The organism is Glycocaulis alkaliphilus (assembly GCF_004000605.1).
Classification (GTDB): domain Bacteria; phylum Pseudomonadota; class Alphaproteobacteria; order Caulobacterales; family Maricaulaceae; genus Glycocaulis; species Glycocaulis alkaliphilus.
In genome coordinates this window covers 2,827,577-2,839,456 of record NZ_CP018911.1, presented here as the reverse complement: position 1 = coordinate 2,839,456, position 11,880 = coordinate 2,827,577, and the positions used below count along the sequence as shown (strand labels likewise).

General features: G+C 63.1%; 13 protein-coding genes. 10 read left to right on the top strand and 3 right to left on the bottom strand.

Annotation, left to right across the window (positions count from 1 at the left end):
• Positions 1-101 precede the first annotated feature (101 nt).
• The 7 genes from X907_RS13445 (at position 102) to ptsN (ending at position 5,819) form a co-directional block, all read left to right on the top strand.
• A complete protein-coding gene (locus tag X907_RS13445) occupies positions 102-716 on the top strand; it encodes a ribonuclease D (RefSeq protein ID WP_127568844.1) in 615 nt (204 codons plus the stop codon).
• Positions 717-809: 93 nt separating this feature from the next.
• Complete coding sequence (gene lptC / locus X907_RS13440) at positions 810-1,481, top strand: LPS export ABC transporter periplasmic protein LptC (protein ID WP_127568842.1); 672 nt, start codon at positions 810-812, stop codon at positions 1,479-1,481.
• On the top strand, positions 1,478-2,062 hold the full coding sequence (locus X907_RS13435) for an LptA/OstA family protein (protein ID WP_127568840.1): 585 nt from the start codon (positions 1,478-1,480) through the stop codon (positions 2,060-2,062). Before lptC ends, X907_RS13435 begins: the two co-directional genes overlap by 4 nt.
• 176 nt (positions 2,063-2,238) lie before the next feature.
• Positions 2,239-2,979 carry an LPS export ABC transporter ATP-binding protein gene (lptB, locus tag X907_RS13430; RefSeq protein WP_127568838.1) on the top strand — a complete coding sequence of 247 codons (741 nt, stop codon included), beginning with the start codon at positions 2,239-2,241 and terminating at the stop codon, positions 2,977-2,979.
• An 11-nt stretch (positions 2,980-2,990) separates the two neighbouring features.
• Positions 2,991-4,490 carry an RNA polymerase factor sigma-54 gene (gene rpoN, locus X907_RS13425; RefSeq protein WP_127568836.1) on the top strand — a complete coding sequence of 500 codons (1,500 nt, stop codon included), beginning with the start codon at positions 2,991-2,993 and terminating at the stop codon, positions 4,488-4,490.
• A gap of 196 nt (positions 4,491-4,686) precedes the next feature.
• Positions 4,687-5,313 carry a ribosome hibernation-promoting factor, HPF/YfiA family gene (gene hpf, locus X907_RS13420; protein ID WP_127568834.1) on the top strand — a complete coding sequence of 209 codons (627 nt, stop codon included), beginning with the start codon at positions 4,687-4,689 and terminating at the stop codon, positions 5,311-5,313.
• A gap of 41 nt (positions 5,314-5,354) precedes the next feature.
• Positions 5,355-5,819, top strand: coding sequence for a PTS IIA-like nitrogen regulatory protein PtsN (gene ptsN / locus X907_RS13415; RefSeq protein WP_127568832.1), 465 nt, complete (start codon positions 5,355-5,357; stop codon positions 5,817-5,819).
• Positions 5,820-5,824: 5 nt separating this feature from the next.
• On the opposite strand, the gene X907_RS13410 is transcribed toward ptsN, so the two are convergent.
• Positions 5,825-6,691 (bottom strand): isoaspartyl peptidase/L-asparaginase family protein, encoded by an 867-nt coding sequence (locus X907_RS13410; protein ID WP_127568830.1) that lies wholly within the window; start codon positions 6,689-6,691, stop codon positions 5,825-5,827.
• A 156-nt stretch (positions 6,692-6,847) separates the two neighbouring features.
• Here X907_RS13410 and X907_RS13405 point away from each other — a divergent pair, with 156 nt between their 5' ends.
• From X907_RS13405 to X907_RS13395, 3 genes are all read left to right on the top strand, one after another.
• Positions 6,848-7,621, top strand: a complete 774-nt coding sequence (locus X907_RS13405) for an SDR family NAD(P)-dependent oxidoreductase (protein ID WP_127568828.1) — start codon at positions 6,848-6,850, stop codon at positions 7,619-7,621.
• 68 nt (positions 7,622-7,689) lie between these two features.
• A complete protein-coding gene (locus tag X907_RS13400) occupies positions 7,690-8,175 on the top strand; it encodes a CYTH domain-containing protein (protein WP_170175575.1) in 486 nt (161 codons plus the stop codon).
• A gap of 162 nt (positions 8,176-8,337) precedes the next feature.
• Positions 8,338-10,569: a TonB-dependent receptor family protein gene (locus X907_RS13395; protein WP_127568824.1), complete on the top strand. Its 2,232-nt coding sequence runs from the start codon at positions 8,338-8,340 to the stop codon at positions 10,567-10,569.
• Positions 10,570-10,643: 74 nt separating this feature from the next.
• Here the strand turns inward: X907_RS13395 and X907_RS13390 are convergent, their stop codons facing one another.
• Both X907_RS13390 and X907_RS13385 read right to left on the bottom strand, forming a co-directional pair.
• Positions 10,644-11,168, bottom strand: coding sequence for a CC0125/CC1285 family lipoprotein (locus X907_RS13390; RefSeq protein WP_127568821.1), 525 nt, complete (start codon positions 11,166-11,168; stop codon positions 10,644-10,646).
• Positions 11,169-11,239: 71 nt separating this feature from the next.
• Entirely contained in the window at positions 11,240-11,875 is a 636-nt protein-coding gene (locus X907_RS13385; RefSeq protein WP_127568819.1) for an HAD family hydrolase, read from the bottom strand.
• Positions 11,876-11,880: the final 5 nt, after the last annotated feature.

The window sequence follows — 11,880 nt, the reverse complement described above, 5'->3', positions numbered from 1 at the left end:
TCAAATTGGTTCCCCCGCAGCAGGCCGTTGATTGACGCCGGGTGCGTGCGCGGCCCATAGGAAGGGCTACACGCGCTGAGCCGAGAAGGGGTTGCACGTCCATGACCATCCATTTCCACAAGGCCGACCTGCCCGCCGGGCTGGATCTTGGAAAACGCGTTGCAATCGATACCGAGACGCTTGGCCTGTCGCTGGTGCGCGATCCGCTATGCCTGGTCCAGTTGTCGGCAGGCGACGGGGACGCACATATCGTCCAGCTGGACCGTTCCTCCTATGACTGCCCGAATCTGAAAGCGCTGCTGGCCGATGAAGGCGTAGAGAAAATTCTCCATTTTGCGCGCTTTGATGTGGCGATGATTGCGCGTGATCTGGGTGTTACGCTGCGGCCTGTATTCTGCACCAAGATCGCTTCCAAGCTGGCGCGGACCTATACCGACCGGCACGGTCTGAAGGACGTGGCACGCGAGATCGCGGGGGTGGAGCTTTCCAAACAGCAGCAAAGCTCTGACTGGGGCGCAGGCGAAATCAGCGAAGCGCAGCTTAAATACGCCGCTGATGACGTTCTCTATCTGCATCAGATCCGCGACGGGCTGGAAGCCATGCTGATCCGCGAGGGGCGGATGGAGATGGCAAAGGCGTGCTTCAGCTTCCTGCCAACCCGGGCGGCGCTGGATCTGGCCGGCTGGGCGGACGCCGACATTTTCGCTCACAGCTAGGGCGCCATTGCCAGCAGACGGCGCGCCTGCCTTGAAAAGGCCGCGGCCAGGGTCCACAAAGGCCTTGCGGGCAAAGTTTTTCAGGCATTCGGGATGAACACGCTGACATTCGCAGCCGCCGAGCCATCGGCAAGCCGGGCGGTTGCTGCCGCCCGTCTGCGGGCGCGAGTCGTGCGCAATGCACGCATTGTCCTGATCGTCCTGATCGGCGCGCTTGTGGCCAATCTGCTGGTGCAGTCATTCCTGGCCGGCAACCACGAACCGGCGGCCCGGCCGGCGATGCTGGGCGACGGGGAGCGGATCGTAAACCCGCGTTTTACTGGCCGCGACGCGCACGGGCGCGCCTATGTGGTCACGGCGGATTCGGCTGTGCGCCGGATGGTGGGGCTGGGCAATCTGACTGATCTGGAAAGTCCGCGCATCGACTATGCCCTGCTGTTTGGCGGGTCGCGTCAGCCCGATGCATCCGAGGTGTTGTCGCGCATGGGTGTCTATGATGATGCCACGCGCACCTTGCGCATGTCCGACACGGTCCGTTTCACCACCCGGTCGGGCTATGAGTTCCGCACTGAAGGCGCGTCGATAGACTTGGACGAAGGTGTGGTATACGGCGAAGAGCCGGTGCAGGGGCGCGCGCCATGGGGCGGCGTGCAGGCATATGGTTTCGAGTTGCATGAGGAAGGCCGGCGTTTGCGCTTTACCGGCGGTGTGGTGACGCGCTTCTATGTCGGTGACGGCGCGTCTGCGCCCGAGGAGGACCGATGAGGCTGATCTTTGCCGTTACCGCGCTGGCGTCCGCCATGGCCGCTGCCAGCATCCTGACCCCTGAGGCCCTGGCCCGGCAGGATGGACCAGATTTCCTTGATATCAGCTCGGATGATCAGGAAATTCTCGACCAGCAGGATCGCGTCCGCTTCATGGGCAATGTCAACGCCATTCGCGGCGATACGCGCCTGCGGGCGGACGAGGCCGAAGCCCAGCTCGCGCGTAATCCCGAGACCGGACAGCGCCGTATCGAGCGCATTACGGCGCAGGGCGATGTGTTCTATGTGACGGCAACCGAGACCGCGCGCGGTGACCGTGCCGTCTATACCCTGTCGGATGAGGTCATAGTGCTGACTGGCGCGGTGGTTCTGACGCAAGGCTGCAATGTGTCTACCGGTCAGGAGCTGCGTATAAATCTGCAAACCGGCGTGTCACGCCTGACGGGCGGCAATGGCCGTGTGCGCAGCCTGTTCTTTTCGCAGGATGGCGAGCGCCCTGCGGCAAGCGGGGATTGTCCGGCGCCGCCCGTTCCCGGACCGGCGCCGCGCGGCTATAGCGCCGAGTTCCCTGCGGCGAACTAGCCGCTTCTGACCTCATTGAACGGGCGCGCATTTGTGCGCCGGGCTGTGTTTTGCAGCCGTTGGCCTTGTCACGAGGGGGCGGTCCCTTGCAAGGATGGGGCCAGTTGCGCACGCTTCACCAAATATTAGGCCTGCGCCAGTAACCCTGTTAGCGGGAATTAAGGGTGGTGCCGGGAATGACCATGCCAGACAGCAGTGCTGACGGCCTCCATGTCGAGTCAATCGGCAAGGCGTTTGGCCGGCGCGTCGTGGTCAAATCCGTCTCGCTCAAGCTGTGCCGGGGCGAGGTTGTCGGACTGCTGGGGCCGAACGGTGCCGGCAAGACAACCTGCTTTTACATGATAACCGGGCTCATTCCGGCCGATCACGGGCGGATCATGCTGGATGGGCAGGACATCACGGCCTTTCCGATGTTCCAGCGGGCACGCCTCGGTATTGGCTATCTGCCTCAGGAAGCCTCCATTTTCCGTGGTATGACAGTGTTTGAGAACGTCACCGCCACCGCCGAAATCGCCGAGAAGGACAAGACGGCGCGCAAGAAGCTGGTCGAGGACCTGCTCGAGGAGCTGGGCGTCGACCATTTGCGCGACAGTCCGGCCATGGCCCTTTCGGGCGGGGAACGCCGCCGGGTGGAGATTGCCCGCGCGCTGGCGACCCGTCCGGGCTTCATCCTGCTGGACGAGCCGTTTGCCGGTATTGATCCGCTGGCCATTGCGGATATTCGCGACCTGATCCTCTTCCTCAAACAGCGCGGGATCGGAATACTCATTACAGACCACAATGTGCGCGAGACGCTGCAGATCACGGACCGCGCCGCCATCATCCATGACGGAGAGGTATTGTTCGAGGGCAAGCCCGAAGCGGTACGTGCCGATCCGTCCGTGCGCCGGGTCTATCTCGGCGACAGTTTTCAGTAGGGCGCGAACGGATGGCAAAGCTCGGACAAAGGCTGGAGGCAAGGCAGGGGCAGGGTCTGGTAATGACCCCGCAGCTCCAGCAGGCCATCAAGCTGCTGCAGCTGAACAATATGGAACTTGCCGAGTTCGTCGAGGAAGAGCTGGAGCGCAACCCGCTGCTGGAGCGTGACGAGCGCCCGGAGCCCGGCGGTGAAGAGGAGCGCACCCCTGCCGGGGAGGCCGCAGATCCGCATGGCGAGCTCAGCTTTGACGCCCCGTCCTCTGCCGCCGACGATGCCTTCGATGCTGATCGCGAGGCGATGTATGCCGACAGCGCGCCCGACATGGCAGGCGCGCGCGATACCGGCGGAGCGGTGGACTGGTCGCGTGCCGGAAAGGGCGGGGGCGGTTTCGATGGCGAGGATTATGATGCTGCGGCCCATGCCAGCCGGGAAAAGACCCTGCGTGAGCATCTGCATGACCAGCTGGCCGATCTGGCGCTGACGAGCGCTGACCGCATGATCGCGGCCCACCTGATCGATCTGGCCGATGATGATGGCTATATGCGCGCAGACCTTGCGGAGACGGCAGAGCGTCTCGGCGTCACCGTGTCCGAGGTTGAGGCCCTGCTGGCGCGTCTGCAGGAGTTTGAACCGGCGGGTGTCATGGCGCGCGGCCTGCAGGAATGCCTGGCGATACAGCTGGCCGAACGCAACCGGCTGGACCCGGCCATGGCGGCGCTGGTGGATAACCTGCCCTTGCTGGCCAAGCATGATTATGCGGGCCTGCGGGGCCTTTGCGAGGTCGATCAGGAAGACCTTGAAGACATGATCGCCGAGCTGAAACGGCTCACCCCCAAGCCGGGCCTCGCTTTTGGTTCTGACAGCACCCGGGCGGTCGAGCCGGACGTCTATGTGCGTGAGCGGCCGGACGGCAGCTGGGCGGTCGAGCTCAATACCGACACCCTGCCGCGCGTGCTGATGAATAACCGATATGCCGCGCAGATTGCCGGCAGTGCGCGCTCGGCGGAGGAAAAGACCTTCATCACCGAATGCACACAGAACGCGTCATGGCTGGTCAAAAGCCTCGATCAGCGTGCGCGCACCATCCTGAAAGTCGCCAGCGAGATTGTCCGCCAGCAGGACCTGTTTCTGGCCAAGGGCGTGGCCTGGCTGCGTCCGCTGAACCTGAAGACGGTCGCCGATGCGGTCGGCATGCACGAGAGCACGGTCAGCCGGGTCACCTCCAATAAATATGTGTCGACGCCGCGCGGCCTGTTCGAGCTGAAATATTTCTTCACCTCCTCCATCGCGTCTGCCGATGGCGGCGAGGCCTATTCGGCCGAGGCTGTACGCTACCGCATCAAGACCATGATCCAGTCCGAAACGGTGGACGATGTGATGAGCGATGACGCCATTGTTGACCGTCTGCTATCTGACGGGATCGAGATTGCCCGGCGCACCGTGGCAAAATACCGCGAGGCGATGAACATTCCCTCATCGGTGCAGCGCCGCCGGATGATGAAGCGATAGGTGCCGCCCACGGCGCGAACCTGTCCGCTGCGTCATTAACCAGTTATCTGCATTGACGCCCCCGCCCGGCTTGCTACCGTCACTGCATCCGGCACAGAACCGGATAACCGGCCACGCGTTGTTTCAAGCGCCAGGGGCCTTTTTGAAAAAAGGCTCCTGCAGCCAGCGCAACGCGCCAGCAGCAGATGGAGCTGACATGCACATCCAGTTTGTTTCCAAAGGTATCGACGTTTCTCCAGCCCTTCGTGAACGTATCGAGGGCAAGGTTGAGGAAGGCACGGCGAAATATTTCAGCCGTCCTGGCGAGGCGTTTGTCACCGCCGCCAAGGAAGGCTTTGGCTTCCGGGTGGAGTGCGCACTGCACCTGCCGTCGGGCGCTTTCCTTCAGGCCACAGGCGAAGGGGCCGATGCCTATGCCGCTGCCGAAGTTGCGGTCGAACATCTGGAAAAACGTCTGCGCCGTTACAAGCGCCGCCTGAAGGACCACCACGCCGAAAACAAGGTGGAGTTGCCTGCCGAGGAGACGCCGATCGTGGTCTTCAGGGGCAATGGCCGGGCTGTAACGCTCGACGAGGACGATGCCGATCTGGACGATGGCGGCGCTACCGGCGGCAGCGAGCCGGTCATTGTGGCCGAAACGGTTGGTGAGCTGCGCACGCTGACCGTCTCCATGGCGGTCCACGAGATGGACGTGCTCGATACGCCGTTCATGCTGTTCCGGAATGCAGCAAGCGGATCGCTCAATGTGGTCTACAGGCGTCCTGATGGCCATGTGGGGTGGATTGATCCTGCCCGAGAGGCTAAAGACGGCGCCGTTCGCTGACGGGGCCATCTTCCGGTCCGGCCGATAAGCAAAGGCGTGACATGGCATTGTCAGACCTGATTCCGCCCGGAGGGGCGGTGGCAGACCTGCCCGGTACAAGCCGCAAGCAGGTACTCCAGTCATTGTGTGATCTGGCGCAGCGCACGCTGCATGTGCCAGCGCGCAAGGTGCTGGACGCCGTCATGGAGCGCGAAAAGCTGGGATCAACGGGTGTGGGCGATGGCGTGGCCATTCCCCATGCCCGCACCGGCGATGTGGACCGGGTCTGCGGCGTGTTCGCCCGTCTGAAGACGCCGGTCGACTTTGATGCCATGGACGGGCGTCATGCCGATCTGGTCTTCCTGCTGCTGGCGCCGGAGGATTCCGGGGCTGAGCACCTCAAAGCCCTTGCCCGTGTGGCGCGCATGTTCCGGCGTGAGGATGTCCGCACCGCGCTGCGTGCCGCGCCGGATTCAGCGGCCGTGAACGCCATTCTGTCAGGCATGGCCCATACCGACGCGGCATAAGTGCGCTAGCGCGTCATACCCGCTTCGATCCGGCCATCGGCGTGGACAACCGCGTGCTTCATGCCTTGCGAGTTGTACTGCGCGCTGACATGGCCTTTTGAATCGACCGCGATGATGCCGCCATCACCGCCCAGCTCCGCAATGTCGTCCAGCACGCCCTTGACCGCCTCATCCAGATTTGAGCCGAGATAACGCATGCGCGCAGACACGTCGGCGGCGGCGTTGGCGCGCATGAAGAACTCGCCCTGGCCGGTGCAGGAAACGGCTACGCGCGCATCCGCCCAAGTGCCGGACCCGATAATGGGCGTATCGCCGACCCGGCCCCAGCGTTTGCGAAGCGTGCCGCCGGTGGAGGTTGCCCCGCACAGGATACCGTGCGCGTCCAGCACCACGCAGCCCACCGTTCCGGTTGCGATCTCGCGGCCATCGGGGACTGCGGCGGGTTGGTAATAGCTGTCCGGATCGGTGACTTCCTCAATGGCGTGCGCACGGGCTATGTCGGCTGCGCCAGCGCCAGCGATCAGTACATGGGGCGTCGCCTCCATGACCACGCGCGCCGCGGTAATGGGGGAAATGAAGCCTTCCAGCGCCGCGACAGCGCCTGCCTTGCGCGAGGGGCCTTCCATGATGGAGGCGTCCAGCTCATAGCGTCCGGCGGTATTGGGTGAGGCGCCGCGCCCGGCCACGTAGAGGGCGCTTTCTTCCATGGCGCGCACCTGCTTCACGGCGATGTCGACAGCATGTCCGCCCTGTGCCAGCAGCGCCTTGCCCTCTTCAGCCAGAGCACGCAGGTGCGCGACTTCACGCTCATAGGAGCGCTCGGCAAGCACGCCGGCTCCGCCATGCAGGACGAGGGCGGTCGGACGGGTCATGGGCGGGTCTCCATTGGTCAGGGCGTTGTGAGCTGAGGCTCATAACATTCCCGCGCTTCCCTCTGAAGCGCCAAGGCGCTATTTCCTCAGGGGAAGCGTGGTGCATCTGCACATCGCTGGTGCAGCAACAAAACCATTTCAACGGGGAGAGAGATCATGCAGTTCAAAGGCGCAAGCGCGGTTGTCACGGGCGGAGCATCGGGTCTGGGCGAGGGCACGGCCCGGCGTCTGGCCGCTGAAGGGTGCAAGGTAGCCATCTTCGATCTCAATGAAGAGCGCGGCGAAGCACTGGCCAAGGAGCTGGGCGGTGTGTTCGCGAAAGTGAATGTCGCCGATGTCGAGAGCGTCAAGGCTGGCTTTGCCAAGGCCCGCGCGGCCAATGGCCAGGAGCGCATCCTTGTGAACTGCGCCGGGATTGGCTGGGCAGAGAAGACCGCCCGCCGCTCGTCCGCGGGCGATATTGTCGGCCACCAGCTCGACAAGTTTGCCCTCGTTGTGAACATCAACCTGATCGGCTCCTTCAACTGCGCAGTTCTTGCTGCTGAAGGCATGCTCACGCTTGATCCGGACGCTTCGGGCCGCGGTGTCATCATCAATACCGCGTCTGTGGCGGCGCAGGACGGCCAGATCGGCCAGGTGGCCTATTCGGCCTCCAAGGGCGGGATTTACGGTATGACGCTGCCCATGGCGCGTGATCTGGCCCGCGAAGGCGTGCGGGTGAACACCATCCTGCCGGGCTTCTTCGAGACGCCGATCTACCAGCAAATGCCGCCGGAAGTGAAAGTGAACCTCGCCAGCCACCTGCAGTTCCCGCAGCGCTTTGGCACACCGGCGGAATACGCCGATCTCGTCGCCTTCATGGTCGGCAATGACTATATCAACGCCGAATGCGTGCGCCTTGATGCCGGCGCGCGCATGCCCCCGAAATAAGGGGCAACAAGGACGACAGGGCCGTTGCCACAGGTGGCGGCCCTGATGTCAGAAAGGGCGTGATTGCCGTGAAGTATGGCCGGCTGGAACGGGAGCGGAAATTTCTGTTGGCCGGAGTGCCGGATTTGCCGTCCGGCGCCGAAGAAATCTACATTGTGGATACATATTTCCAGAATACCCGCCTGCGCCTGAGGGAAACCCGCACGCCGGGCGGCGAGGCGGCATTCAAGCTGACCTTCAAGCATCAGCTTTCCAGCGATCAGCACTGGATCAACAGCTTTTCGATTGATGCAGGTGAAGCCCGCTTGCTGCGGTCCCGGCTCGACGGCGCGGAACTTCGAAAGACGCGCTGGCGCTGGGCGGAAGAGAACGACCGGATGCTCTGCGTAGACATTTTTGACGGAGCGCTTCGCGGGCTCTGCGTGCTCGAGGTCGAAGCGATGAGCGACGAGCACTTGCAGAGCTTTCAGCCCGCTATGCCGGTAGCGACTGAGATCACATCGGATATTCTGTTCAGTGGTGGGCATCTCGCCGTTCATGGGCGGCCAATATAGCTCGCTGGCTTTCGCCGGAATGACGAGGGTTAAGTGGAGCGCCGCCGCCTGCTTTCCCACCAATAACTGCAATTCATTCTCAAAAGCTGTTGGCAGCGCTCCGCGCATCCTGTAGGTGAGACTTATTCGCAGTTTCATCAGACGTCAGGGACGACGCCAACCATGCGCACGCTTCTTCTTGCCAGCACCGCCGTGCTGGCTCTTGCCGCCAATGCCGCCGCCGAAAATTCCAGCGAGGCTGACGTCAATGTCGAGACCATCACCATTATCGGGCTGAAGGGCGATGCCCGTGAGGTCGCCGGTTCGGCCACCTTGCTGCCGAGCGAAGTGTTGCAGGTGCAGGACTATACGGACATCAGCCGCGTGTTGCGCCAGGTGCCGGGTGTGAATATCCAGGAAGAGGATGGCTACGGCCTGCGGCCGAATATCGGCCTGCGCGGCACCGGCCTCGACCGCTCGGCCAACATCGTCCTGATGGAAGACGGTATTCTGGCCGCGCCCGCGCCCTACTCGGCGGCCGCGGCTTATTACTCGCCTTATGTCGGCCGGATGGCGGGCGTTGAGATCGTCAAAGGTTCGTCCGGGGTGCGTTATGGTCCGCGCACGCAAGGCGGCTCGATCAACTTCCTCTCCACGCCAGTGCCGGAAAGCTGGTCCGGGCGTCTTGCTATCGCGGCAGGTGAAGAAGAGGCGCGCCGCATCCATGCCTATGCCGGTGGCATGGCGGAAGTCTCGCAAGGTGTGCGCCTTGGCGGCCTTGTCGAGGCCTATACCGATAGCGCGGACGGCTTCAAGACGATTGATTTCAATGCCGGGCAGTCCACCGGGTTTGATCTGACCGATTTCGGCGCCCGCCTGCGCGCCGAGTTCGATGGCGCGGGTGTGACCCATGCTGTGGAGCTGCGCTACCAGACGTCCGATGAAACCTCTGACGAGACCTATATGGGCCTCACGGATGCGGACTTTGCCGCTGATCCCTACCGCCGCTATGCCGCCAGCGCCAACGACCAGATCAATGTCGATCAGTCGCGCTGGGTGCTGCGCTATGATGCCGCGTTTGACAATGGCCTCAATTTCACGGTGCTCGGCTACCGCAACGAAGTGGCCCGCAACTGGTTCAAGGTTGAAGGCGTCAATGCCGGTGCAGGCCGCCGCTCGCTGGGCGCGGTGCTTTCTGATCCGGTCACCTATTCGGCGGAGTACGCCATCCTGACCGGCCAGCCGGGCCTCGTCTCCGCCGATGGCGCTGTCATCAGCCGCAATAATAACCGCTCCTATTTGGCCGAAGGCGTGCAGGCCGAGCTTGTAGGCGATGCCGCCCTGTTCGGTGCAAGCCATCGCTGGCGGGTGGGCGTGCGTGCGCACCGCGATAGCGAAGACCGTTTCCAGAACGAGGTCTTCTACCGCATGGATAATTCGCAGCTGGTGCAGACCGGCGCACAGGCGCCCGGTCAGCACGATAACCGCATCAGCGAGGCCGAAGCGCTGGCCATCTTCGTGCAAGACGAGATCAGCTTTGGCGCGCTCACTCTCGTGCCGGGGCTGCGCTATGAGCGTATCGAAGGCACGCAGACCCGCTGGGCTGGCACCGACCAGACCCGCACCGGCGCTACAACGGTCACGAGCAGCACAACGGATGTGTTCATTCCCGGGCTTGGCGTACGCTACCAGCTGAGTGACAGCGTCTCCCTGTTCGGTGGTGTGCATCGCGGCTTCTCACCATCCTCACCGTCCTCCAGCAGTGATCCGGAAGATGCTGTGAACTGGGAGGCTGGTGTGCGCTGGTCGAGCGGGTCCGCCTTTGTCGAGGCCGTCGGCTTCTTCAATGACTATTCCAACCTGATCGGCACCTGCACGGCCTCCACCGGCGGCGGCTGCACGATCGGCGAGCAGTTTGATGGCGGCGAAGTCGATGTGATGGGGCTGGAGCTGTCAGCCGGTATCGATCTGGCGGCGCTTGGCGGCTGGAGCGGCGTATCGGTGCCGGTGCGCGGCGCCTACACCTGGACCGATGCCGAATTCCAGACCGCCTTCCAGTCGGGCTATGGCCCCTGGGGAAATGTGCAGGCAGGTGACCAGCTGCCCTATCTGCCGGAGCATCAATGGTTCGCTTCCATTGGCCTTGAACAGGGCCGGTTCGGCAGCCAGCTGGCTGTGACGTGGAATGGCGAGCGCCGCACGGTTGCCGGACAGGGGGCCATTCCGGCCGCCCAGTTCCTCGACTCCTATGCAGTGGCCGATCTGGCGGTCTGGTATGATCTTACCGAAGCGCTGCGGGCGCGCGTGCAAGTCAGGAACCTCACCGACGAGGTCTATGCCGCCTCGCGCAGCCCGGCGGGCCTGCGCCCCGGCGCGCCGCGTGCGGTGCTGTTCGGCCTATCGGCAAACTTCTAGGCTTCACAGGCAAAACTGATACAGGAAAAACCCCGGACATTCCTGTCCGGGGTTTTTGTTTTGCAGATCAATCATTACTGAGCAGGCGGGCGCACCAGCGGACCCAGATTGCGGATCACGTCAGCCGCGTCGAACGCGTCGGGGCTGTCGGGTGTTGCGCCGCGGCCCAGCTGGATCTCGGCCATGGCCTCGTACCGGGTGACTTCACGCAGATTGATGTCGTCCCAGAACGGATCGCGCCAGCCATACCAGCCATGGCGCGGGTGATAGTAGCGGTAGAACACGTCAAACCGGCTGCGATAGGCCGGGCCAGCCGAACCCGTAATGCGGCGTTCGGCTTCGGTATCGCGGCGGATCAGGCGGAAATAGTCATAGCCCTGCTCGCGGGTCAGCTCGGCGGCGCGGTAAAGCAGGAAGGTTTCAACCGACTGACGCTCGGTCAGCGAATTGCCGGAAAACCCGACCATGAAACGGTTCTGCTCGATCTGCTGTTCGGAATAACCAAACCCGCCTGAAGTGGCGCGCTGGTAGGGTGTGGATTCGGCGCAAGCTGCCAGAATGGCGGCGCTGGCGGCAAGTCCGGCGATAAGGCGCTTCATGGCTCATACCTCCCAGATGGATTTCGTCCCAACCTGTCAACCAGTATGGGGCGCAATCGTTCCGCAGCAAATCACATCTGCGCGGGGGACGCACCTTCAAGCGGCAGGAGGCCCAGCCGGTCCAGCTCGCCCTTCAGGCGGGGCGCGCTGGTGAAATGATGCACGGCAAAGCCTGCCCTTGCGCCCGCCTCGATATTGTCCAGCCGGTCATCGATGAAGAGTGTTTCGTGCGGCGGCGTGCCTATGCGTGATGCGGCGAGGGCGTAGATGGCCGGATCGGGTTTTACCAGCCCTTCCTGTCCGGAAATGATGGCGGTCTCAAAGAGGCTGAAAGCCGGGTAGAGCGCCAGAACATCCGGCCATTTCTCGGCGGGCATGTTGGACAGGGCATATTGCGGGACGCTGCGTGTGTGGAGCGCGTCTACGACCCCTTCCATGCCTTCCACATACCCGTTGAACATGGCATTCCAGCCGGTGTCCCAGGCGTGGATGAGTGCGGCCTTGTCCGGGTGATTTGCGATCAGCGCTTCGCAGTTGGCGGCCATGGAGACACCGCGGTCATGCGCCTCATGCCACTCCATGGTGCATACAGATGTGAGAAAATCCCGGCGCTCTGCAGCATCCGGGATTAATCGGCGATAGAGATAATCTGGGTCCCAGTCGGCCAGCGTACGTCCCAGATCCCACAGGATGGCACGCACAGCCACAGGCC

Coding starts and splice junctions, on each gene's coding strand:
- X907_RS13445 (WP_127568844.1), top strand. CDS start 102: ATGACCATCCATTTCCACAAGGCCGACCTGCCCGCCGGGCTGGATCTT.
- lptC (WP_127568842.1), top strand. CDS start 810: ATGAACACGCTGACATTCGCAGCCGCCGAGCCATCGGCAAGCCGGGCG.
- X907_RS13435 (WP_127568840.1), top strand. CDS start 1,478: ATGAGGCTGATCTTTGCCGTTACCGCGCTGGCGTCCGCCATGGCCGCT.
- lptB (WP_127568838.1), top strand. CDS start 2,239: ATGACCATGCCAGACAGCAGTGCTGACGGCCTCCATGTCGAGTCAATC.
- rpoN (WP_127568836.1), top strand. CDS start 2,991: ATGGCAAAGCTCGGACAAAGGCTGGAGGCAAGGCAGGGGCAGGGTCTG.
- hpf (WP_127568834.1), top strand. CDS start 4,687: ATGCACATCCAGTTTGTTTCCAAAGGTATCGACGTTTCTCCAGCCCTT.
- ptsN (WP_127568832.1), top strand. CDS start 5,355: ATGGCATTGTCAGACCTGATTCCGCCCGGAGGGGCGGTGGCAGACCTG.
- X907_RS13410 (WP_127568830.1), bottom strand. CDS start 6,691: ATGACCCGTCCGACCGCCCTCGTCCTGCATGGCGGAGCCGGCGTGCTT.
- X907_RS13405 (WP_127568828.1), top strand. CDS start 6,848: ATGCAGTTCAAAGGCGCAAGCGCGGTTGTCACGGGCGGAGCATCGGGT.
- X907_RS13395 (WP_127568824.1), top strand. CDS start 8,338: ATGCGCACGCTTCTTCTTGCCAGCACCGCCGTGCTGGCTCTTGCCGCC.
- X907_RS13390 (WP_127568821.1), bottom strand. CDS start 11,168: ATGAAGCGCCTTATCGCCGGACTTGCCGCCAGCGCCGCCATTCTGGCA.